Source organism: Shewanella sp. 10N.7 (assembly GCF_020806285.1).
Taxonomy (GTDB): domain Bacteria; phylum Pseudomonadota; class Gammaproteobacteria; order Enterobacterales; family Shewanellaceae; genus Shewanella; species Shewanella electrodiphila.
In genome coordinates, this window is sequence record NZ_JAJGZS010000024.1 from 1 (window position 1) to 21,863 (window position 21,863).

At 40.9% G+C, this 21,863-nt stretch carries 23 protein-coding genes; 8 read left to right on the forward strand and 15 right to left on the reverse strand.

The features are described 5' to 3' along the window. Positions 1–152 precede the first annotated feature (152 nt). A complete protein-coding gene (gene ccoG, locus LMH66_RS14965; RefSeq protein WP_102529159.1) occupies positions 153–1,580 on the reverse strand; it encodes a cytochrome c oxidase accessory protein CcoG in 1,428 nt (475 codons plus the stop codon). Positions 1,581–1,751: 171 nt separating this feature from the next. Here ccoG and LMH66_RS14970 point away from each other — a divergent pair, with 171 nt between their 5' ends. From LMH66_RS14970 to LMH66_RS14980, 3 genes are all read left to right on the forward strand, one after another. Next, complete coding sequence (locus tag LMH66_RS14970) at positions 1,752–2,099, forward strand: hypothetical protein (RefSeq protein ID WP_229370954.1); 348 nt, start codon at positions 1,752–1,754, stop codon at positions 2,097–2,099. Positions 2,100–2,183: 84 nt separating this feature from the next. Further along, on the forward strand, positions 2,184–3,086 hold the full coding sequence (locus LMH66_RS14975) for a 1,4-dihydroxy-2-naphthoyl-CoA synthase (RefSeq protein ID WP_229370956.1): 903 nt from the start codon (positions 2,184–2,186) through the stop codon (positions 3,084–3,086). Between the two features lie 261 nt (positions 3,087–3,347). After that, the gene (locus tag LMH66_RS14980; RefSeq protein ID WP_102529156.1) at positions 3,348–3,560 is read left to right on the forward strand and encodes a DUF2061 domain-containing protein; all 213 of its coding nucleotides are present in this window, start codon (positions 3,348–3,350) and stop codon (positions 3,558–3,560) included. Between the two features lie 32 nt (positions 3,561–3,592). Here LMH66_RS14980 and LMH66_RS14985 read toward each other — a convergent pair whose 3' ends face one another. Then, entirely contained in the window at positions 3,593–4,792 is a 1,200-nt protein-coding gene (locus tag LMH66_RS14985; RefSeq protein WP_102529155.1) for a potassium/proton antiporter, read from the reverse strand. Between the two features lie 544 nt (positions 4,793–5,336). Between LMH66_RS14985 and LMH66_RS14990 the strand changes: the two genes are divergently transcribed. From LMH66_RS14990 to LMH66_RS15010, 5 genes are all read left to right on the forward strand, one after another. Further along, positions 5,337–6,146, forward strand: coding sequence for a phosphate ABC transporter substrate-binding protein (locus LMH66_RS14990; protein WP_229370958.1), 810 nt, complete (start codon positions 5,337–5,339; stop codon positions 6,144–6,146). 99 nt (positions 6,147–6,245) lie between these two features. Continuing rightward, positions 6,246–7,151, forward strand: coding sequence for a phosphate ABC transporter permease subunit PstC (gene pstC, locus LMH66_RS14995; RefSeq protein WP_102529153.1), 906 nt, complete (start codon positions 6,246–6,248; stop codon positions 7,149–7,151). A 2-nt stretch (positions 7,152–7,153) separates the two neighbouring features. Then, positions 7,154–8,029, forward strand: coding sequence for a phosphate ABC transporter permease PstA (pstA, locus tag LMH66_RS15000; RefSeq protein ID WP_229370960.1), 876 nt, complete (start codon positions 7,154–7,156; stop codon positions 8,027–8,029). Positions 8,030–8,098: 69 nt separating this feature from the next. After that, positions 8,099–8,848: a phosphate ABC transporter ATP-binding protein PstB gene (pstB, locus tag LMH66_RS15005; protein ID WP_102529151.1), complete on the forward strand. Its 750-nt coding sequence runs from the start codon at positions 8,099–8,101 to the stop codon at positions 8,846–8,848. Between the two features lie 136 nt (positions 8,849–8,984). Beyond that, a complete protein-coding gene (locus LMH66_RS15010; RefSeq protein ID WP_102529150.1) occupies positions 8,985–9,236 on the forward strand; it encodes a hypothetical protein in 252 nt (83 codons plus the stop codon). Between the two features lie 226 nt (positions 9,237–9,462). Here LMH66_RS15010 and LMH66_RS15015 read toward each other — a convergent pair whose 3' ends face one another. The 13 genes from LMH66_RS15015 to LMH66_RS15075 form a co-directional block, all read right to left on the reverse strand. Beyond that, positions 9,463–10,239 (reverse strand): sulfite exporter TauE/SafE family protein, encoded by a 777-nt coding sequence (locus LMH66_RS15015; RefSeq protein WP_229370962.1) that lies wholly within the window; start codon positions 10,237–10,239, stop codon positions 9,463–9,465. A 146-nt stretch (positions 10,240–10,385) separates the two neighbouring features. Then, positions 10,386–12,215 (reverse strand): glutamine--fructose-6-phosphate transaminase (isomerizing), encoded by a 1,830-nt coding sequence (glmS, locus tag LMH66_RS15020; RefSeq protein ID WP_102529143.1) that lies wholly within the window; start codon positions 12,213–12,215, stop codon positions 10,386–10,388. Positions 12,216–12,272: 57 nt separating this feature from the next. Then, positions 12,273–13,043 carry a DeoR/GlpR family DNA-binding transcription regulator gene (locus LMH66_RS15025; RefSeq protein ID WP_229370964.1) on the reverse strand — a complete coding sequence of 257 codons (771 nt, stop codon included), beginning with the start codon at positions 13,041–13,043 and terminating at the stop codon, positions 12,273–12,275. A gap of 142 nt (positions 13,044–13,185) precedes the next feature. Then, positions 13,186–14,550, reverse strand: coding sequence for a bifunctional UDP-N-acetylglucosamine diphosphorylase/glucosamine-1-phosphate N-acetyltransferase GlmU (gene glmU / locus LMH66_RS15030; protein WP_102529141.1), 1,365 nt, complete (start codon positions 14,548–14,550; stop codon positions 13,186–13,188). 183 nt (positions 14,551–14,733) lie between these two features. Beyond that, positions 14,734–15,162 carry a F0F1 ATP synthase subunit epsilon gene (locus LMH66_RS15035; protein WP_102529140.1) on the reverse strand — a complete coding sequence of 143 codons (429 nt, stop codon included), beginning with the start codon at positions 15,160–15,162 and terminating at the stop codon, positions 14,734–14,736. 33 nt (positions 15,163–15,195) lie between these two features. Beyond that, positions 15,196–16,587: a F0F1 ATP synthase subunit beta gene (atpD, locus tag LMH66_RS15040; protein WP_102529139.1), complete on the reverse strand. Its 1,392-nt coding sequence runs from the start codon at positions 16,585–16,587 to the stop codon at positions 15,196–15,198. A 34-nt stretch (positions 16,588–16,621) separates the two neighbouring features. Next, positions 16,622–17,482 (reverse strand): F0F1 ATP synthase subunit gamma, encoded by an 861-nt coding sequence (gene atpG, locus LMH66_RS15045; protein WP_229370966.1) that lies wholly within the window; start codon positions 17,480–17,482, stop codon positions 16,622–16,624. A gap of 51 nt (positions 17,483–17,533) precedes the next feature. After that, a complete protein-coding gene (gene atpA, locus LMH66_RS15050) occupies positions 17,534–19,075 on the reverse strand; it encodes a F0F1 ATP synthase subunit alpha (protein ID WP_102529137.1) in 1,542 nt (513 codons plus the stop codon). Between the two features lie 14 nt (positions 19,076–19,089). Continuing rightward, complete coding sequence (gene atpH / locus LMH66_RS15055; protein ID WP_102529136.1) at positions 19,090–19,623, reverse strand: F0F1 ATP synthase subunit delta; 534 nt, start codon at positions 19,621–19,623, stop codon at positions 19,090–19,092. Positions 19,624–19,639: 16 nt separating this feature from the next. After that, on the reverse strand, positions 19,640–20,110 hold the full coding sequence (gene atpF, locus LMH66_RS15060; protein ID WP_055025454.1) for a F0F1 ATP synthase subunit B: 471 nt from the start codon (positions 20,108–20,110) through the stop codon (positions 19,640–19,642). A 27-nt stretch (positions 20,111–20,137) separates the two neighbouring features. Continuing rightward, a complete protein-coding gene (atpE, locus tag LMH66_RS15065) occupies positions 20,138–20,395 on the reverse strand; it encodes a F0F1 ATP synthase subunit C (protein WP_012157432.1) in 258 nt (85 codons plus the stop codon). Between the two features lie 33 nt (positions 20,396–20,428). Beyond that, on the reverse strand, positions 20,429–21,250 hold the full coding sequence (gene atpB, locus LMH66_RS15070; protein WP_102529135.1) for a F0F1 ATP synthase subunit A: 822 nt from the start codon (positions 21,248–21,250) through the stop codon (positions 20,429–20,431). Between the two features lie 12 nt (positions 21,251–21,262). Beyond that, a complete protein-coding gene (locus tag LMH66_RS15075; RefSeq protein ID WP_102529134.1) occupies positions 21,263–21,646 on the reverse strand; it encodes an ATP synthase subunit I in 384 nt (127 codons plus the stop codon). Positions 21,647–21,863: the final 217 nt, after the last annotated feature.

Here is a 21,863-nt window from a genome sequence, read left to right on the forward strand (position 1 = left end):
CCGTGTCAGTGGATGCGCATTATAGGCAAATCAGATTTTCGCGCAAGGGCTTTTTAAAAGAAAATGACAGAAATATGAATGACAGATGAACTTTTAAACGAAACGCATAAAAAAGGGACTAAATAGTCCCCTAATCCAGCTATAGCAGGCATTTATTCACCAAAGAATCTTGATTCTTGTTTAATAGTCACTGCTTTACCTTCAATGTTGGCGTCAACGACTAAGTTAATTTTTGTCACTGTTCGTTCCAATTGGCCAGGATCTACTGCAATACTAATAGGTAGTGTTAATACTTCACCCGCTTTGATTGCAACTTGTTTTGGTCCATTCCACTCATATCCTTCCAAACCGTCCATTGAGAGTTGATACTCTTGAGCTTGTTCGGTCTTGTTGAGCAGTTTCAAAGTATAGGTATTTTCAACTAAACCATCATTAGTGATACGGTAAAGGGCGTTTCGATCACGAATCACATCCATACGCAAAGGTGCGATTGTGGCACTGGCATAAACGAACACTAATATCATCACTGTTAATGCTACGCCGTAACCTATCAGTTTTGGTCTTACGATCGTCTCTTTTACATCTTCCAGCTTATTTTCGGTTGTATAACTAATTAAACCTTTGTCATAGCCCATGCGCTCCATTGTAGTATCACAGGCATCAATACAGGCTCCGCAGTTAATACACTCGTATTGAAGTCCATTGCGAATATCGATACCAGTCGGGCAAACCTGCACGCACAAGTCACAATCAATGCAGTCACCCAAGCCCATTTCTTTATGGTCAGCTTTACGAGATCTCGGCCCTCTGGTTTCACCACGTTTACTATCGTAACCCACTATATAAGTGTTCTTATCAAACATCGCCGCTTGGAATCGTGCATATGGGCACATGTGGATACACATAATTTCGCGCATCCAACCTGCGTTACCGTAAGTAGCAAAGGTAAAAAACACCACCCAGAAATAAATGCTTAGATCAGCATTTAAGGTAAATACATCTATATACACCTCGCGACTGGGTACGAAATAAGACACAAAGGTCATTGCAGTTAATAATGAGATAAGTATCCAGGAGGTGTGTTTGGCGGTTTTTCGCCATAGCTTATTAAAGCTCCATGGCATTTGGTCTAATTTAATGCGCTTATTACGTGCGCCTTCAAATTTTTCTTCAAACCAAATAAAGATAAAGGTCCACACTGTTTGCGGACACGTGTAGCCACACCATACTCTCCCAAGATAAGTCGTCACAAAAAACAAGCCAAATGCGGCAATCGTAAAGAGTGCTGCGAGTAAGGTTAAATCCTGTGGCCAAATAGTCAGTCCAAAAATATGAAACTTCTGTTCTGCTAGGTTAAACCAAACCGCTTGGCGATCTCCCCAAGGCAGCCAAGGTAATATTAAAAAGAATGACATGGTTGCCCAGCCAATACGCCTTCTAACAGTCGTCCATAAACCTGTCACTGCGCGAACATAAATACTATTACTCGGATTAAATCTATCTGCCTTACTGGCATCGGGTTGGTGGATCTTAATCCGTTTTTGTTTGGCGTAATCTTTAGGTGTAGATTCTTGTGTCATCTTAATGCCTTACTACTTATAAAAGGGGCAAAGAAAGTGGCAGTTACCAAATATAAGTTATCGTTTTTAGTCAAAAAAACCTATTAACTGCTACACACTCGTATATAGAGTGTTAATTGAGTATATTATACTCGTATTATTCATGGTTATTCACTTTAATTGGACTAAATGATGAGAGGCTGGATCCTTATTGCACTGATTGGCGGTGTTATTTACTACTTTGCGACCGAAACAGATAAATTAGATGAACCTATTGCTGAAATTCAGTCTGTCATAAACAGCGCTGATGACAAGGTGACATCAATGACAGGCACAAAGATCATAAGAAAGAGTGAGAAGGTTATTGCAATTCCTTCAGGTGTAATAGAAAGACTTTCAGACAAAGAGGCCTCTGAATTCAAAGCTATCTTTACTAATAATAGTACTGTGGCAGCATTTAAAGATGACTACTGCGGCTTTGGTGCTAGACACCCAGTTATTGGCAAAGAAAACCTGCAATTAATCTGTGACAAGATATAAATTTAACTTTCCTGACATCTGTCAATTGACCTGAGATTTAATTCAGCCTAGCCTTTGGATATTCGATTGAAAAAGGCTAGTAAAATGACTCAACAGGTTTCCGATATTTTCGACCCATCACTTTGGAACACAGTAAGCGACTTCGACTTTGAAGACATCACTTACCATCGCGCAAAAGACCAAGGCACAGTAAGGATTGCGATTAATCGTCCAGATTGTCTTAACTCTTTTCGCCCTAAAACCGTAGACGAGCTCTACACCGCACTAGATCATGCTCGCCAATGGTCTGATGTTGGTTGTGTGTTAATTACTGGAAACGGCCCTTCGGCTAAGGGACAGCATTCTTTCTGTGCTGGCGGCGATCAGCGTATTCGTGGCAAAGATGGCTATAAATATGAAGGTGCAGAAGAAGGTAAACCTGATGTCGCACGTATGGGGCGTCTACATATATTAGAAGTACAGCGACTCATCCGCTTTATGCCTAAAGTGGTTATTGCTGTTGTTCCTGGTTGGGCTGTTGGCGGTGGCCACAGTTTACACGTGGTGTGTGATTTAACCTTGGCCTCAAAAGAGCATGCGGTATTCAAACAGACTGATCCGGATGTAGGCAGTTTTGACTCAGGTTACGGCAGTGCTTACTTAGCTAAAATGATTGGCCAAAAACGCGCTCGTGAAATTTTCTTCCTTGGTTTTAATTATACTGCAGATGAAGCATTTGATATGGGTATGGTAAACCGTTCTATCCCACATGCCGAACTAGAAACTGAAGCATTATCTTGGGCAAAAGAAATCAATAGTAAGTCTCCTACAGCAATGCGCATGCTTAAATATGGCTTTAACTTGCCAGATGACGGCTTAGTGGGTCAGCAACTATTCGCAGGTGAAGCAACTCGTCTTGCTTATGGTACTGAAGAAGCTCAAGAAGGCCGTGATGCATTCCTTGAAAAACGCGATCAGGATTTTTCTAAATTCCCTTGGCATTATTAACGCCACTAGCTCACTAATCTAGCTTCAAAGATAAACCCTCTGCAATTATTGAGAGGGTTTACCTAACTTCCCAATGTTTCTTCTGATCATAAACATGAATAAAACCCACCAAACCTCTGATTTTATTTGTTTTTAGTATAAAAATGCACCTACAAAACCTTAATCGAATAAACCTTTCGTCTTAATTGGTAAAAAACACTTTAAATGATAATAAGAACTGTTATCATTTAAATCAACACCAATACTGAAAAGGCTTTAATCATGAAAAAAACTATCTCTTTCGCAATTTTACATTTCAGCGTCGCTTTTACGATTACCTACCTACTAACAGGCAGTATTGTCATTGGTGGGGCGGTCGCTTTAATTGAACCTGCAGTGAATACAGTGGTGTTTTATTTCCATGACAAAGTCTGGAATCGCATTGAAGCAAATGAAACAGCTAATAATGACTTAGCCAGTATTGCTGTTTCATAATCTTTGTTCTGATTGAAAGCGTTATAGCGAAGCTATTTTGGCGGAGTTTCTTTCTCTAAACCCAACTTTTTAGCTAACGGTGCGATTGCGCCACCTTGAATAAAGATAGAGAACAATACAAAAAAGAACACCATATGCACGATATCAATCGCGCCAGGTACGCCTGCTGCTGCAGGTATAAGTGCAAACACAATTGGCGTTGCGCCTTTTAACCCGATCATGGATATAAATAGTCGTTTTTTCCACGTTGCTTTTACAAAAGGTAAATAGCACAGTTGCACGGCTAATGGCCTTGCGACAAAAATTAATAATAAACCTGGGATAATAGACGCCCAAAATACGGTCATTAATGTTTGTGGGAAAATCTGTAGTCCCAATACAATAAACATCAATGCCTGTGCTAACCACGATAGGCTGTTAAAGAAGTGCAAATTAACCTGCTGACCCCGTTTAATCCCATTACCAATCACCACGCCAGCAATGTAAGAAGCCAATAGAATATTGCCTCCCATTAATTCCGCACCATAAGTCGCAATAATAAAACTCGCCAAGACAAACACAGGAATGAGCCCGTATTCAGATAAGCTTATTTTACTCAATAAGGTCACTGCAATTTTACCAATCAAAAAGCCTACAACTACCGCAACCAATATCTGAGTGACTAAATCTAAGCTTAACGACGACAGTGTCACTGATTGCGTCGATGAAAGCGCCATTTCTGTCAGCACAATCACCATTAACATTGCTACAGGGTCATTGGTTGCTGATTCAAACTCCAAAACCGTATCGGTTTCTTCTTTTAACTTGAGCTTTTTAGATTCCAAAATTGAAAACACAGCTGCAGCATCGGTTGATGACACGACTGCCGCGAACAATAAACAGGTAATAAAATTAAAATCGAGTAATAAGTAAAGTATTGCTGCAAATATAATCGTAGTAAAAACAACCCCAAACGAGGCTAATACTCCGCCCTCTTTATATGCCACCTTAATTTTTGCTGTTGAGGTGTTTAAGCCCCCCACAAAAACAATCACATTTAAAGCAAGCCCACCTATCCAAGCCGTTTTGTCTAAATTGTCATATACAAAGTTAAACTCACCATTACCCAGTGATAAGCCAACGCCCATGAAGATAAATAGCGACGGAATACCAAGCGTACGAGATGGGTGATGTAATAGAATGCCAATAACAATCAGAATAGACATTCCAATCATGATCATCTCGGTTGTCATAAAGCCACCTTTAGGAATTGAATAAGCGTATTTTGATGGATTAGCTTTTTGGAATAAAAGCCAAAGTTATAAGGGTAGAGAATTTTATAACTTAACGGACTATAAAGCACGACTGTAATAAAACTTTAATAAAATAATTAACCAATATTAGTTTGCGCACAATATAGCACTTTTCTTACAGCTAAGCTTAAAATAGCCTTAAACAACCATTAACACAAAACTATTCAGTCAGTTAAATTTCTACACCTAACGGACAAAAAAACAGCCAGGCTGCGCACTACAAAACTTTAGCCTCACTTAAGAAAACCTCATATCTTTTTGCTAAATTATAGTTAACAAATCACAAGCACCAACATTTAGGTAACATATAAAAAACATAACCTTAGATACGCCACATAGAAAATAAAGCACCCCATTCCACTGTAACTTTACTGTCATATTGATCTGTCTTAATGCACTCGCTTCAAATTACAGCGTTGAAAGAAGCACCCTAACTTCAGATATCCAAGACGGATATTGAAACAAATAATAAGTGGAATTTGTGATGAAAAAAGTGATTGGTTTATTAACTGCTGTTGGCTTAATGACGGCACCTCTTGTTCAAGCTGGTACAGTAACAGTATCTGGCTCAACATCTGTTGCACACGTTATGGAAGTGCTAGCAGAGAACTATCAAAACACTGCTAAAAAGAACGTTGAAGTACAAAGCACTGGCTCTTCTGCTGGTATTCGTGCAGCGAAAGACGGCACCAGCATGATTGGTATGTCTTCTCGTAACGTTAAAGAGAATGAGTTAAACGATACAACAAAAGAAATCGTTATTGCTCGTGATGGTATTGCTGCGGCAGTAAACAAAGCAAACCCTGTTCAGAACTTAACTCAAGAACAAATTTCAAAAATCTATCGCGGCGAAATCAAAAACTGGAGCGAAGTTGGCGGTGAGTCTCGCCCAATCGTTGTCGTTACTCGCGAAAACGGTTCAGGTACTCGTGGCGCATTTGAAGAAATCATGAAGCTACAACGTACGGTTAATGGCCACAAAGTAACGGCTATTACACCAACTGCTCAGGTAGGTAACGGTAACGGTATGATCAAGACCATCGTTGCTAACAACCCATTTGCAATCGGCTATATCTCATTAGGCAGTGTTGATGACTCACTACGCGCCTTAAATGTTGACGGTGTTGAAGCAAGTGATTCAAACATCGCAGCTGGCGACTATCAAATTGCTCGCCCTTTCATCGTATTAGTGAATAACAAACCACACCCGAACGCAGAAGGCTTTATCGACTTCATCATGTCTGAAGATGGTCAAAGCATTGTTGCTGAAGAAGGCTACATCCGCGTTCAGTAATAATTACAACTAAGTTTTTAAGAGGAGCTTGCGCTCCTCTTTTGTAGTTTCTACAAATATTTAAATGATTTAATCATCAGTACGACCCTGAGGCATATGATGAATACAGCAACTAAAGTCCAATCTACTGGACTACAACTTGCACCTAAGAACACCGTGGACATAAAAGAAATCTTCTTTCATGGTCTATTCCTATGTTGCGCTATGGTTGGCGTTCTATCCGTTTCTACCATTGGATGGTTTGTATTTAATGAAGGTTTACCAGCATTCAAAGAAGCTGGAGTAACCGAGTTTGTAACAGGTAAAGAGTGGTTGCCACCAGCGCTATACGGCATTTTCCCAATGATAGTCGCCTCGATAATCTCAACTGCAGGCGCAGTTATTATCGGTGTTCCTATTGCCATCCTTACTGCGGTATTCCTTGCTGAAATAGCACCTAAATGGCTAGCAGACTTAGTAAGACCAGCCGTAGAGTTACTGGCAGGTATTCCATCTGTTGTTTACGGTTTTTTCGGGTTGGTGATTATTGTTCCAGCTATCGAAACCCTATTTAATATTCCTGCAGGTAACACAGTTTTAGCGGGGATCATTGTGTTGGCGATTATGATATTGCCAACTGTAATTACTATTTCAGAAACCTCAATTAGAGCATTGCCTTCGGTATACAAAGAAGGCGCATTAGCACTTGGGGCATCACATGTTTACAGCATTTTTAAAGTACTCATCCCCGCGGCTAAAAGTGGCATCTTAACTGGTGTAGCTTTAGGCGTTGCGCGCGCTATTGGCGAAACGATGGCAATTATCATGGTGATGGGGAATGCACCAGCAATGCCAGGCTCATTGCTTGAACCAGCAAGAACATTAACTGCAAATATCGCGATGGAAATGTCCTATGCAACAGGCATCCATTCAAGTGCCTTATATGCTACCGGTATCGTGCTATTAGCATTTATCGTATTGCTTAACGGTTCACTGTTATATCTAAACCGCAAGAGAGCTTACTAATCATGTCTAAGTTTACTCAATCAAACTCGAAATCATTACTATCGAGAGAAAACCAAGATAAATTGCTGCATGGCGCTATTTGGGCAGCTGCAGGCATCACCATCTTATTTTTACTATGGGTGGTATGGCACATCTTATCTAATGGTTTAAGCCATGTAAGCTGGGAATTTATCACTGGTTCTTATACCCGAATCGGTGAAGCATCAGGTATATGGGCAATGATTGTTTCAACCGTTTATATGGTGCTACTTTCATTAGCTTTTGCTGCGCCTATAGGCATTATGACGGCAATTTACTTAACTGAATACGCGGCTCCTGGCAGTAAGTTCGTGCAAGTTATCCGTTTTTGTACTGAATCATTAGCGGGTATTCCTTCTATTGTTTACGGTTTATTCGGTATGACGTTCTTTGTGACTACCTTAGGACTTGGTTTCTCTATCCTTTCAGGTGCACTAACACTCGCAATGCTCATTTTACCCGTGATTATCCGAACCACTGAAGAAGCACTAATGGCTGTTCCTATGAGTTACCGTGAAGGCGGTTATGCGCTAGGAAGCAGTAAAATCTACACCATTTGGCGCCTCATTTTACCGAGCGCTTTACCAGGTATTGTCACGTCAGTCATTTTAAGTACTGGCCGCGTTATTGGAGAGTCTGCACCGGTATTTTTAACCGCCGGTATGGTGACTCAAATTCCTGAATCAGTATTAGATTCAGGCCGAACATTGACCGTTCATTTATATAAGTTAACCCAAGAGTTATTTACTCAACATGAGTGGGATCAAGCCTACGCAACTGCAACCATATTGATTGTATTAGTGCTGGTATTGAATTTAACAACCAAAGTGATTGCGACCCGATTAAATAAACAATCTTAATCAATACGCAAATAGTCATAAACAAATAGCAATAACACGTAAAAAGTCGTGTTAGATAAAGGCCTGAAAATGAACAAACTTGAAGTAAACAACTTAGATTTATTCTACGGTGAGAACCACGCACTAAAAGATATTTCAATCAATATCCCATCACGCCAAGTCACTGCATTAATTGGTCCTTCTGGGTGTGGTAAATCAACGCTACTTCGTACTTTAAATCGAATGAATGATTTGGTTGCGGGCGTAAAAATCACTGGTACTGTCGCATTTGAAGGCGAAGATATTTATGCCGATGTAGACGTTAAAAACTTAAGAATGCGTGTTGGTATGGTTTTTCAAAAACCAAACCCATTCCCAATGAGTATTTATGAAAACATTGCTTTTGGTCTAAAAGCTCAAGGCGTTAAAGATAAAAAAGTAATTGATCAAGTAGTAGAAGAATCACTTCGCGGCGCAGCATTATGGGAAGAGGTAAAAGACCGTCTTAATACACCTGCATTTGGTCTTTCTGGTGGTCAACAACAACGTCTTTGTATTGCCCGTGCTATTGCTATGGAGCCAGAGGTCATCTTAATGGACGAGCCAACCAGTGCGCTTGATCCAATTGCGACCCATAAAATTGAAGAGTTAATGGATGAGTTACGCAAAAAGTTCACCATTGTAATTGTGACCCATTCAATGAACCAGGCAAAGCGTATCTCAGATAGAACCGCGTTCTTTTGGATGGGTGAGTTGGTTGAACAAGGCGAAACACATCAAGTATTTAATAACCCTCAAGACTCACGTACTCAAGGGTATGTTAGCGGTGAGTTTGGTTAACCTATTCCGATAGCTTGAGCCTTAATAAAGCTATAAAGCCTCCACAGAATGGAGGCTTTTTTAATATCAAACACAATACTAATAGCAAGCTTTGCTTTACCATTTAGTCATTAACTATTTTCCTTATGAGCTCAAAGTGGCAAAACCCAACCCGAAAGGCCCAAGCCGCACCGTTGATATTTTCTGTGCTAAATGTAAAGCCCAGCTGTTTAAGTACCGCAAAGGCGGAAAAGGTGCGTTAGTGAAGTGCTTTAAAGAGCGCATTGTCGATGACTACACCAAAACTGCTTGTGTCTGCCCTAATTGCAGCATCACCTTTGCTAGAGATTGTTTAGTCCGTGGCACCCCTGCATTTAAAATGATTGGCGGTAAAGTCACCATGAAATAGAAAAGCTGTAATCTGGAGCTATTTAAACCAATCTACTGCACTTATTTATAAAACGGCTCAAGTACATGATAGAAAAGCAACACCTGCTGACTAGCAGTCATTCTATTTCTACGCTGATAATCTAATTTTAAGATACTATTTAAAAAACGACACAACATTTATATTTGGTAATAAAGAAAAGATAAAAAACCTTTTCTAGAAGATTTTTAAAAATAAAATGAAGAAATTAACTCATTAAATAGGTCTTAATAAAGAAGTAAGCCGTAATGAGACAACTCATAACAATGACAAATTGGCGCATCAACTTTTGTGGAATACGCATTGAAATACCAGCAGATATATAACCACCAATAAGTGTACCTACCATCACTATTCCCCCCTCAAACCATGCTATTGCATCATTATAAATGAACCAAATGATAGCAATAAGCGACACTGAAGACGAAATAACCAGCTTAATGCCGTTCATGACGTTAATGTTCGTGTGACCAGCTAGCGCTAGATAACTTAACCCCACTATCCCTAAACCAGCATTAAAAAAACCACCGTAAACACAGATAGCCAATAACACTAGAAACAACAAGCCAGCACCCAACTTAGAAGCATATTGGCTTTGGTTTGATAATTGTTTAGCAAAACGGTTAATCTGGCTGCCGAATATAAACAGCAAAGTAGCAAACAATAGTAACCATGGAATCGCTTTCTGAAAAACGTCTTCTGATGCCCAAAGCAACAGCCATGCACCAACCCCGCCACCAATGAAACTCGTTAAAACAATGATTTTAATTTCTTTGCCGTGACCTTTTAGTTCTTTTCTGAAGGCGAAAACGCCACTAAGGTAGCCAAAAAAAGAGGAGAAAGTATTGGTCGCATTAGCTATCACAGGGGGAACCCCGACAAACATTAATGCCGGAAATGTCACGAAACTACCGCCACCCGCCACAGAATTAAGTATTCCGCCGATTATCCCAGCAACGAACAACAGTGTTATCTCAAATATCACTTTATAGCCTTATTTTTATGGGTAGTTACTTGTGCAAATCAACTTTAAAATTCTGATAACCATATGTGTTTCAGGTTATAAAGTAAAAACAAAAAAGCAGCCATAAATGGCTGCTTTTTTTTAAAACTTACCTTTAAACGCTAAATTTATTCAACTGTCACTGATTTAGCTAAGTTACGTGGTTGGTCTACATCCGTCCCTTTAATTAAGGCAACATGATAAGACAATAACTGTAATGGAATAGTGTAGATAAGCGGCGCCATAAATTCATCACAGTGTGGTACTGGAATAACCTTCATGGTGTCGTCAGACTCAAACTCCGCATCTTTATCTGCAAATACATACATAAGGCCACCGCGAGCGCGGACTTCTTCTACGTTTGATTTAAGCTTTTCCAGTAGTTCGTTATTCGGTGCAACGACAATGACTGGCATATCCGCATCAATTAATGCAAGTGGACCATGTTTTAATTCGCCAGATGCATAAGCTTCGGCATGAATGTAGGAAATCTCTTTAAGCTTTAATGCACCTTCCATCGCGATAGGATATTGATCGCCGCGACCCAAGAATAAAGCGTGATGTTTATCAGCAAAGTCTTCTGCTAATTCAGCAATGGCATCATCCAAGCTTAGTGCTTGTTCTACTTTAGCTGGCATAGATTGTAGGCTTTGAGTTATTTCAGTTTCCATCTCTTCAGTCATACCATTATGACGACCAATAGCTGTAGTCAACATGAGTAAGCCAGCAAGTTGGACTGTAAAGGCTTTAGTAGATGCCACACCAATTTCAACACCGGCTTTCATCATGTAAGCCATATCAGACTCACGAACTAAAGAAGAACCTGGTGCATTACAGATCGTCAATGTGGCTTTGTAGCCCATATCTTTAGCTAAACGCATAGCCGCTAACGTATCAGCTGTTTCGCCAGATTGTGAAATGGTGACAAGTAAGCTATTTGGGAACATGTGCGACTTACGGTACCTAAACTCTGATGCAATCTCGACGTTACAAGATACACCTGCCCAATCTTCTAACCAATAACGAGCGGCCATGCCAGCATGATAACTCGTGCCACAGGCAATAATTTGTACATGCTTTATATCTTTTAAAAACTCAGCAGCATTTTCACCAAAAGCTGAGTCCAATACTTTACCTGCAGCAATTCTACCTTCAAGTGTATGTGCTATCGCTGTTGGTTGCTCATAAATTTCTTTGAGCATGTAATGACGATACTCACCTTTATCGCCGGCATCATGAGTCACTTCTGACTCTTTTACTTCACGCTCAACCGCATTGCCATCAACATCAAAGATACTCACTTCACGACGAGTAATTTCAGCAACATCACCTTCTTCTAAAAATGCAAAAGAACGTGTCACTGGTAATAATGCTAATTGATCTGAAGCAACAAAGTTTTCACCTAGTCCATAGCCCACAACTAATGGGCTACCACTACGAGCAACAATCATACGTTCGCTGTCACGACGGTCGATAACAACAGTTCCGTAAGCACCTTCAAGTTGCTTTACAGTCGCTTGAACAGCTGCAAGTAAGGTGTCATGTGTTTTTAATTCATGATGTACGAGATGACAAATAACTTCTGTGTCAGTGTCAGAGCTAAAGCTGTAACCCAAGCCTTTGAGCGTCTCACGTAATTTATTGTGATTTTCAATAATACCGTTATGTACTACAGCAATATCACCTTCAGATAAATGTGGATGTGCATTACGCTCACTTGGTTCACCATGAGTTGCCCAACGAGTATGAGCAATACCAGTGCCACCAACTAACGATTGTTCAGTCAAAGCATCATCAAGTTCTTGAACTTTACCCACTCGGCGAGTGCGACCCAATTCACCTTGGTTAATAATAGCTACACCTGCAGAATCATATCCGCGATATTCAAGGCGTTTCAAACCTTCAACTAAAATTTCAGCAACATCCCTTTGCGCTACCGCGCCAACAATTCCGCACATAATTTAATACCTATTTTTGCACTTAATTTAGAAATCTAATAATAAAAGTAATTTGATTTATTTTTTATATGGAGCCAATAATACTTTGACGCCATATTGAGTAATTTTTTCGACCATATCGTCTGATAGTCGGTCATCTGATACCAGAACACTGATGTTTTCCCAAGCTAACTCTAAGTTAGGGATTCTGCGGCCAAATTTATCTGACTCAAGCATGACAATCACTTCGCGAGAAACCTCAGCCATCACTTTACTTAAGCCTGTTAATTCATTAAACGTAGTCGTCCCACGCTCAAGATCAATGCCGTCAGCTCCAATAAACAGTTGGTCAAAATTATAAGAACGTAATACTTGTTCAGCTATTTGCCCTTGGAAGGATTCAGAGTGGGGATCCCAGGTGCCGCCGGTCATCAATAATGTTGGTTCATTCTCCAGCTCTCTGATGGCATTGGCGAGTTGCAATGAGTTAGTCATAACTAATAAGCCACGCTTATTGTCTAATTGCTGGATCAAACCCGATGTAGTGCTGCCACTATCAATGAGAATTCGATTATGATCATTAATAAGCTGCGCGGCTTTTTTGGCAATCGATAGCTTATTCGGCGCAATCTTAGCGCTAAATTGCTGCGTAACCTCATCAGGCACAGCAATCGCACCACCATAACGGCGCAGCAGTAATCCAGCTTCTTCTAACGTTGCTAAATCCTTTCGAATGGTAACTTCTGAAGTTTCAAAGCGTAACGATAATTCATCGACACTTACCTCACCTTGCTGAGATAAAATGCTAATAATATTATGTCTACGTTGCTGTGTATTACGTTTATTCATAACTACCAAAAGTTTCGTTTCGAAAGATAATTATAATCAATCGAAACTTTATTGACAATATTTCAATCAGTTTTTCTAAATTTTGATCAGACATAAAAAAACGGCCTGTTAAATAACAGGCCGTTTTTATAAAGTTTAGTTTTTATTTAGGACGCTTAACCGGTCTCGCCCAACCAGCAATATGTCGCTGCTTAACCCGAGTTATAACTAACTCTCCTTCACCGACGTCTTTTGCAATAGTAGAGCCAGCACCAAGTGTCGCCCCTTTACCAATGGTAACTGGGGCAATTAGTTGTGAATCACTGCCCACAAAGACATTATCCTCAATCACTGTTTGAAATTTGTTTGCGCCATCATAGTTACAAGTGATGGTACCCGCACCAATATTCACGCCAGCACCAATAGTTGCATCACCTAAGTAGGCTAAATGCCCGGCTTTTGAACCGACGCCTAATACTGCTTTCTTCATTTCGACAAAGTTACCAATATGGGCATCATCTTTTAACTCTGCACCAGTACGTAAACGTGCAAAAGGTCCAGCACTTGCAGCTTTACCTAACTTAGCACCTTCGACAATAGAATAAGGTTTAATTTCAGCATTATCAGCAATATCACAATCAATCAAAATTGCACCAGCACCAATAGTGACATTATTGCCTATGGTGACTTTACCTTGAACAATTACATTGATGTCAATCATCACATCCATGCCTACTGTGACTTCACCACGGATATCAATACGAGCAGGATCGCGAAGATTAGCACCTTCAAGCATGAGCTTTTCAGCAGCGCGTGCTTGATAAGCTCGTTCTAATTGCGCAAGTTGAACTCGGTTGTTTGCCCCTTCAACTTCAACAGCGGATTCTGGTTGTGCAGTATCAATTGCAACTCCATCTTCTTTCGCCATCGCAACAATATCTGTTAGATAGTATTCGCCTTGGGCATTTGAATTAGATAATCGGCCTAACCAAGACTTTAACTGCTTACCTGGTACCGCCATGATACCTGTGTTCACTTCTTCAATAAGCAGCTGTTCAGCATCAGCATCTTTTTGCTCAACAATACCGACTACATTGCCACCTTCACGAACTATACGCCCATATCCCGTTGGGTTATCCAAATTAACAGTCAAAATTGCCATGCCATCTTGTGGGCGTGCAGCTAATAACTTTTCTAAAGTAGATTGTTGAATTAAAGGCACATCGCCATAAAGGATCAATACGGTATCTTCATCATTAATATTTGGGTTTGCTTGCGCTACAGCATGACCTGTACCTAACTGCTCAGCTTGTAGTACCCAATTGACTGATTGTTCACCTAATACATTCTTAAGTTTATCCGCACCGTAACCATAAACTAATTGAATAGCGTCACTTCCTAATGAATTAGCAGTATCAATCACATGCTGCACCATACTTTTATGGGCAATAGGATGAAGCACTTTCGGTAAGTCAGAACGCATCCGTGTTCCTTTACCAGCAGCTAAAATAACAACATTTAATGACATCGGGATTCCTTGAACAACTATTCAGTTTTAATACGTTAATTTTAACGCAGTTTAGTTGGCGGTTGAAAGCATGATTTGAAATTAGAGATCATTTACATCAATTTGATAACTTGACAAAAATAGAGCATGAATTTCAAGCACAAAAAAGGCGACCCTAGGGTCGCCTTTTTAAAACAATAACCTTTATCTGGCAATGTTCTTTTTGATGGTTTCAACAACACGAAGTTGAGCTAAAGACTTAGCTAATTCGATTGTTGCAGCTTCATAATCGAAGTCAGCACCTGCATTAGCGATTTTCGCTTCAGCCTGTTGCTTAGCTTCAAGTGCAGCTTGCTCATCAATATCATCGGCACGCATTGCGACGTCAGCAAGAACAGAAATTGAATCAGGTTGAACTTCCAGGATACCACCTGAAAGATACATCACTTCTTCACTTCCATCTTCCTTAATCATGCGCGCCATGCCAGGTTTGATCTTAGTTAGCAAAGGAGCATGGTTAGGCATAATGCCTAACTCGCCTTCAGTACCGCTCACTTCTAAGAAGCTTACAGTACCGCTGAACATGCTGTTCTCTGCACTTACTATATCAAGTTTGACTGTCATGGCTGCCATCAAGATCTCCTAAAATACTAAGCTAATGCTCAGTTATTTCTTTTTGTTAGCTTTTTCGACAGCTTCGTCGATAGAACCAACCATGTAGAACGCTTGCTCAGGAATGTGATCGAACTCACCACTCAAGATGCCCTTGAAGCCACGAATAGTGTCTTTAAGAGAAACGTACTTACCAGGAGAACCTGTAAAGACTTCTGCTACGAAGAAAGGTTGAGATAAGTATTTCTCAATCTTACGTGCGCGGAATACAGTTGTTTTATCTTCATCAGATAATTCATCCATACCCAAAATAGCAATAATGTCTTTCAGCTCTTTGTAGCGTTGAAGTACAGTTTGTACGCCGCTTGCTACATCGTAATGCTCTTGACCAACTACTAATGGATCTAATTGACGTGAAGTCGAATCCAGTGGGTCAACCGCTGGGTAAATACCTAGCGAAGCAATGTTACGAGACAGTACAACAGTCGCATCTAAGTGAGCGAAGGTTGTTGCTGGTGACGGATCGGTTAAGTCATCCGCAGGTACATATACCGCTTGTACAGAGGTAATAGAACCAGACTTAGTTGAAGTAATACGTTCTTGTAGAACACCCATTTCTTCAGCTAGTGTTGGTTGGTAACCTACTGCAGAAGGCATACGGCCTAAAAGTGCAGATACTTCAGTACCGGCCAAAGTGTAACGGTAGATGTTATCAACGAATAACAGTACGTCACGACCTTCGTCACGGAATTTTTCAGCCATTGTCAAACCTGACAATGCTACGCGTAAACGGTTTCCTGGAGGCTCGTTCATTTGACCATATACCATGGCTACTTTGTCGAGAACACCAGAATCTTTCATTTCGTAGTAGAAGTCGTTACCCTCACGAGTACGCTCACCAACACCAGCGAATACAGAAAGACCCGAGTGTGCTTTTGCGATGTTGTTAATTAATTCCATCATGTTGACGGTTTTACCAACACCAGCACCACCAAACAAACCAACTTTACCACCTTTAGCGAATGGACATACAAGGTCAATAACCTTGATACCAGTCTCTAAAAGTTCTGTTGAGCTTGACTGATCTTCGTATGAAGGAGCTTCACGGTGAATTTCATAACGCTCTTCTTCACCAATGTCGCCACATTCATCGATAGGCTCACCCAATACGTTCATGATACGGCCAAGGGTTGCAACCCCAACCGGAACAGAAATTGGTGAACCCGAGTTTACTACCTCTAGACCACGACGCAGACCATCAGAAGAACCCATAGCGATGGCACGAACAACACCACCACCTAGTTGCTGCTGAACTTCCAGCACCAAACCATTACAAGTTCCTTCACCTGTGATCTTCAGAGCGTCATATACCTGAGGTACAGAATCTTGTGGAAACTCTACGTCCACAACCGCGCCAATTACTTGGACAACAGTACCTGTGCTCATGATTAATCCTCTAAACTTGATTTCGTTACCTAACCTAAACCGCTGCAGCGCCTGAAACAATCTCCGACAATTCCTGCGTAATCGCGGCTTGTCGTGCCTTGTTGTAAACTAACTGCAAATCGCTGATCAAATCGCCCGCATTGTCTGTTGCTGCCTTCATAGCTACCATACGGGCAGCTTGTTCAGACGCAATATTTTCGACAACACCTTGGTAAACTTGAGACTCCACATAACGAGTCAGTAATACTTCCAAAATATCTTTTGGATCTGGCTCGTAAATATAATCCCAAGGGTACTTAGCTACTTCTTCTTCCGATTTAGGCAAAGGTAGCAGCTGCTCGATCACAGGAGTCTGAGTCATTGTATTAACGAATTTGTTAAACACAATAAACAGACGATCCAGTTTACCTTCGTTGTAAGCTTGTAGCATAACTCTCACGGTACCGATTAAATCGGCTAACTTAGGCGCATCGCCTAAACCTGAGGCATGGGCAGAAACATCTCCACCAAAGCTTTTGAAAAACTGAACACTACGTGCACCAATAGGACAAAATTCAACATCTGCCCCTTGGTCTTTCCAGTCTTTCACGTCTGACACAACCTTTTTGAAAAGGTTAACGTTCAGACCACCACAAAGGCCACGGTCGGTTGACACAACAATGTAACCAACCCGCTTGGCATCTCGAACTTCCAAATATGGATGTTTATATTCAAGAGTACCTTGCGCTACGTGACCGATCACCTTACGCATATGTTCTGCATACGGGCGGCTAGATGCCATACGTTCCTGCGCTTTGCGCATTTTGCTGGCAGCAACCATTTCCATTGCAGAAGTGATCTTTTGAGTGTTTTTAACACTCGCGATCTTGGTTTTAATCTCTTTAGCGCCGGCCATTTCTACTCTCCAATCTGGGACCGAAGGTGCCCAAAGACACCTCGATAATTATTACCAGGTTTGGGTTTCAATGAACTTGTCCATGCCCGCTTTTAATTGACTTTCAATGTCTGCGTTGTAATCGCCAGAAGCATTAATAGTATTAACAAGCTCAGCATGTTCGCTGTTCATGAATGAAAGCAGAGCAGCTTCGAAGCTACCGATTTTACTTAGTTCTACAGTCTTCAAGTAGCCTTTTTCAGCTGCGAAGATTGAGATAGCTTGGGCAGCAATGCTCATAGGAGCATATTGCTTTTGCTTCATAAGTTCGGTAACACGCTCACCATGCTCAAGTTGAGCACGAGTTGCATCATCTAAATCAGATGCAAATTGTGAGAACGCAGCAAGCTCTCGATACTGTGCTAACGCGGTACGAATACCACCAGACAGTTTCTTAATGATCTTAGTCTGAGCCGCACCACCAACACGAGATACTGAGATACCTGGGTTAACTGCAGGACGTAAGCCTGAGTTAAATAAATCAGTTTCAAGGAAGATTTGACCATCAGTAATAGAAATTACGTTAGTCGGTACGAATGCAGATACATCACCTGCTTGGGTTTCAATAATAGGCAACGCAGTTAAAGAACCGGTTGTACCTTTTACTTCACCGTTAGTGAATTTCTCTACATAGACTTCGTTTACACGTGAAGCACGTTCTAATAAACGAGAATGTAGATAGAATACATCACCTGGGTATGCTTCACGTCCTGGTGGACGCTTCAATAGTAGAGAGATCTGACGGTAAGCAACTGCTTGCTTAGATAGATCATCATATACGATTAAAGAATCTTCACCGCGGTCACGGAAGTATTCACCCATTGAACAACCAGAGTAAGGTGCTAAGTATTGTAATGCTGCAGCTTCAGAAGCTGTTGCTACTACAACGATAGTGTTAGCTAATGCACCGTGCTCTTCAAGCTTACGTACAACGTTAGCGATAGTAGAAGCTTTTTGCCCTACAGCTACGTATACACATTTAATGCCTGAATCTTTCTGGTTAATAATTGCATCGATAGCCATCGCTGTTTTACCAGTCTGACGGTCACCAATGATCAATTCACGTTGACCACGACCAATTGGGATCATGGCATCAACGGCTTTATAACCAGTTTGGATTGGTTGATCTACAGACTGACGTTCAATAACACCAGGAGCAATCACTTCGATTGGAGAGTAACCATCGTTATCGACTGGTCCTTTTCCATCAATTGGCTCACCAAGAGTGTTAACAACGCGGCCTAATAAACCACGACCTACTGGTACTTCAAGAATACGACCAGTAGTCTTAACTTTTGCGCCTTCAGCTAAATTAGCATAAGGGCCCATTACTACGGCACCGACAGAATCACGTTCTAAGTTCAACGCGATTGCAAAACGGCCACCAGGCAGTTCGATCATTTCACCTTGCATTACATCGGCAAGGCCGTGAATGCGAATGATGCCGTCACTTACTGCAACGATTGTACCTTCGTTGCGAGCTTCACTAACGACGTCGAACTGCTCGATCCGCTGTTTAATCAGATCGCTGATTTCAGTGGAATTCAGTTGCATGCTCAAACTCCCAATTACGATTGTAGCTTATCAGACAAGCGCGATAAATTACCGCTAACAGAGCCATCAATGACTAAGTCGCCTGATTTAATAATTACACCGCCAATAAGCGCTGCATCTACACTACAATTCAGCTTAACTTTGCGTGCGAGACGTTTCTCAAGAGAAACACTAATTTGCTCTTGCTGCTCAGAGCTTAGCTCAGTCGCTGAAACAACAGTTGCTTCAACTTCTTTTGCCCACTCATTGCGATATTCAGCAAAAAGTAAAGATACTGATGGCAGTATCTCTAAACGACCGTTTTCAGCCATAACCTTTATAAGGTTTTGACCCTGTGCATTGACCTGCTCACCACATACTTCAATAAATAGTGAGGCAAGTTTCGCACTAGCCAATGAACCACCAAGCAACGGTTTAATTGATTCGTTTTCACTTACCAATGCCGCGAAGTTCAGCATTTCTGCCCAATCTTCAATTGCTTTATGTTCAACAGCAAAATCAAAAGCTGCCTTTGCATAAGGACGAGCAATGGTGCTTATTTCAGCCATAACTCCGATTCCTTAATTAAATTTCAGCAACAAGTTTATTAACTATGTCACTGTGAGCTTCTGGATCAATCGAACGTTGAAGAATTTTCTCTGCACCAGTTACGGCAAGAGTAGCAACTTGCTTACGCAAGTCATCTTTAACGCGATTACGTTCGTTTTCAATTTCAGCTTGACCTTGAGCGATGATTTTCGCACGCTCTGTATCAGCTTCAATTTTAGCTTCTTCAACTATTTGAGCTTTACGCTTATTAGCTTGCTCAATAATTTCATTAGCAGTCGCCTTCGCTTCTTTTAGTTGCTCATTAGCTTTCGCTTGAGCCAACTCTAGATCTTTTGCAGCACGTCCTGCATCAGCTAGCCCATCGGCAATTTTCTTCTGGCGTTCTTCGATAGCGTTCATCAATGGCGGCCATACAAACTTCATGCAAAACCACACGAAGAGTGCAAAAGAAATCGCTTGGCCTAGCAGGGTAGCGTTAATACTCATAACGACAACTCCTTCTAAGGGGGGCGATTAGCCAGCTAATTGACCTAAGAATGGGTTAGCGAATACGAAGAATAATGCAACACCAACTGCAATCATTGAGATCGCATCAAGTAGACCAGCTACGATGAACATCTTAGTTTGTAATGCTGGAGCTAGTTCTGGTTGACGAGCTGAAGCTTCTAAGAATTTACCACCTAAGATAGCAAAACCAATACCAGTACCTAGCGCTGCTAAGCCAATCATGATCGCAACAGCTATTGCTGTAAAGCTAATTACAGTTTCCATTTTATCTCCGATAAATAACTAATTTTAAATAAATTAATGTTCTTCATGTGCCATGCTTAGATATACAATCGTAAGCATCATGAAGATAAACGCCTGCAGCACAATAACCAAAATATGGAAAATAGCCCAAGGCACTGATAGTGCAAACTGAGCCCACCAAGGCATCAGTGCTATCAGAATAAAGATCAACTCACCTGCATACAGGTTACCAAACAGACGAAGCGATAATGAAATCGGTTTCGCAATCAGAGTCACTGTTTCCAATACTAAGTTTACTGGAATCAAAGACCAATGATTGAAAGGTTGTAAGGTCATTTCTTTTGTGAAACCACCAAATCCTTTTACTTTAATACTGTAAAAAACAATCAACGCGAACACACTCAAGGCTAGACCTAGAGTTACGTTTAAGTCGGTTGTTGGTACAATTTTAAGGTAAGGAACACCTAAAAATCTGTTTGCGGCTTCAGGTACAAAGTCAACTGGAATTAAGTCCATTAAATTCATCAGGAAAACCCAGACAAAGATAGTCAGACCTAATGGTGCGATAACAGCGTTACGCCCATGAAATGAGTCTTTAACGATTTTATCTACACCTTCCACGCACATTTCAACGAAACATTGAAATTTACCTGGAACGCCAGTTGTTGCTTTTTGTCCTACTTTGAAGAATGCCCACAAAAATAGAACCCCAAGACCTACTGAAAACAAAAGTGAGTCAATGTGCCAAGTCCAAAAACCGGCATCTTGACATGCATGATTAAAAGCAATTCCGCCATCAGCAGAACACATTTTCGCATTAGTCAGGTGATGCTGGATATACTCGGAAGCATTTAATGCTTCACCAGTTGTCGCCATGATTAATCTCACTTAATTTTGCTTGAAGTATAAAGGGGCTGTCCAAGGTATTAGTAATGCCAACAAATAACAGCTAAATAACGGCAAAAATGGCGTTTTTAGCATGCCAAATGCGATGGCAAACAACACAATGGTTAGCAGCAACTTTACCGCTTCCCCCAAGAAAAACATCCAAACGACTTTTCCTGACGCTTTAGCTCCCGCATGAGAGAAAGCAAGGGTTGCGAATACAAAATTAGGGAGTACAGCAATGAGACCACCTGCCAAAGCAGATAAGCCATACTGAGCTCCCCACAGAGCGAAAAAGAAAATTGAAGTTCCCCCAGCTACCGCCGCCTGTAACAACACTATTCGATAGGCTGACCACCGGCCACGACGCGCTAAAACCTTACTCAATTTTGAATCTCCGCATTAGTACTTATTTTTCCACTAGGCCATTAATGTGATCATTAACGACTCAGACAGGAAAAAAAGCATGCAAAGTATACCTTTTCACACCTTGTTTGCAACTTTGATGAGAGGTTAAACAGTGATATTAGGCGTGATTTGGCTTTATATTTCTAAAAACTCAAAATTACGCCTTGTTACAAAGTTACTATTGAAATGACTTTGT

What these genes read in the sequence shown, in the direction of transcription:
- ccoG (WP_102529159.1), bottom strand. Translation starts at nt 1,580, where the DNA reads ATGACACAAGAATCTACACCTAAAGATTACGCCAAACAAAAACGGATT.
- LMH66_RS14970 (WP_229370954.1), top strand. Translation starts at nt 1,752, where the DNA reads ATGAGAGGCTGGATCCTTATTGCACTGATTGGCGGTGTTATTTACTAC.
- LMH66_RS14975 (WP_229370956.1), top strand. Translation starts at nt 2,184, where the DNA reads ATGACTCAACAGGTTTCCGATATTTTCGACCCATCACTTTGGAACACA.
- LMH66_RS14980 (WP_102529156.1), top strand. Translation starts at nt 3,348, where the DNA reads ATGAAAAAAACTATCTCTTTCGCAATTTTACATTTCAGCGTCGCTTTT.
- LMH66_RS14985 (WP_102529155.1), bottom strand. Translation starts at nt 4,792, where the DNA reads ATGACAACCGAGATGATCATGATTGGAATGTCTATTCTGATTGTTATT.
- LMH66_RS14990 (WP_229370958.1), top strand. Translation starts at nt 5,337, where the DNA reads ATGAAAAAAGTGATTGGTTTATTAACTGCTGTTGGCTTAATGACGGCA.
- pstC (WP_102529153.1), top strand. Translation starts at nt 6,246, where the DNA reads ATGAATACAGCAACTAAAGTCCAATCTACTGGACTACAACTTGCACCT.
- pstA (WP_229370960.1), top strand. Translation starts at nt 7,154, where the DNA reads ATGTCTAAGTTTACTCAATCAAACTCGAAATCATTACTATCGAGAGAA.
- pstB (WP_102529151.1), top strand. Translation starts at nt 8,099, where the DNA reads ATGAACAAACTTGAAGTAAACAACTTAGATTTATTCTACGGTGAGAAC.
- glmS (WP_102529143.1), bottom strand. Translation starts at nt 12,215, where the DNA reads ATGTGCGGAATTGTTGGCGCGGTAGCGCAAAGGGATGTTGCTGAAATT.
- LMH66_RS15025 (WP_229370964.1), bottom strand. Translation starts at nt 13,043, where the DNA reads ATGAATAAACGTAATACACAGCAACGTAGACATAATATTATTAGCATT.
- glmU (WP_102529141.1), bottom strand. Translation starts at nt 14,550, where the DNA reads ATGTCATTAAATGTTGTTATTTTAGCTGCTGGTAAAGGAACACGGATG.
- LMH66_RS15035 (WP_102529140.1), bottom strand. Translation starts at nt 15,162, where the DNA reads ATGGCAGCCATGACAGTCAAACTTGATATAGTAAGTGCAGAGAACAGC.
- atpD (WP_102529139.1), bottom strand. Translation starts at nt 16,587, where the DNA reads ATGAGCACAGGTACTGTTGTCCAAGTAATTGGCGCGGTTGTGGACGTA.
- atpG (WP_229370966.1), bottom strand. Translation starts at nt 17,482, where the DNA reads ATGGCCGGCGCTAAAGAGATTAAAACCAAGATCGCGAGTGTTAAAAAC.
- atpA (WP_102529137.1), bottom strand. Translation starts at nt 19,075, where the DNA reads ATGCAACTGAATTCCACTGAAATCAGCGATCTGATTAAACAGCGGATC.
- atpH (WP_102529136.1), bottom strand. Translation starts at nt 19,623, where the DNA reads ATGGCTGAAATAAGCACCATTGCTCGTCCTTATGCAAAGGCAGCTTTT.
- atpF (WP_055025454.1), bottom strand. Translation starts at nt 20,110, where the DNA reads ATGAGTATTAACGCTACCCTGCTAGGCCAAGCGATTTCTTTTGCACTC.
- atpE (WP_012157432.1), bottom strand. Translation starts at nt 20,395, where the DNA reads ATGGAAACTGTAATTAGCTTTACAGCAATAGCTGTTGCGATCATGATT.
- atpB (WP_102529135.1), bottom strand. Translation starts at nt 21,250, where the DNA reads ATGGCGACAACTGGTGAAGCATTAAATGCTTCCGAGTATATCCAGCAT.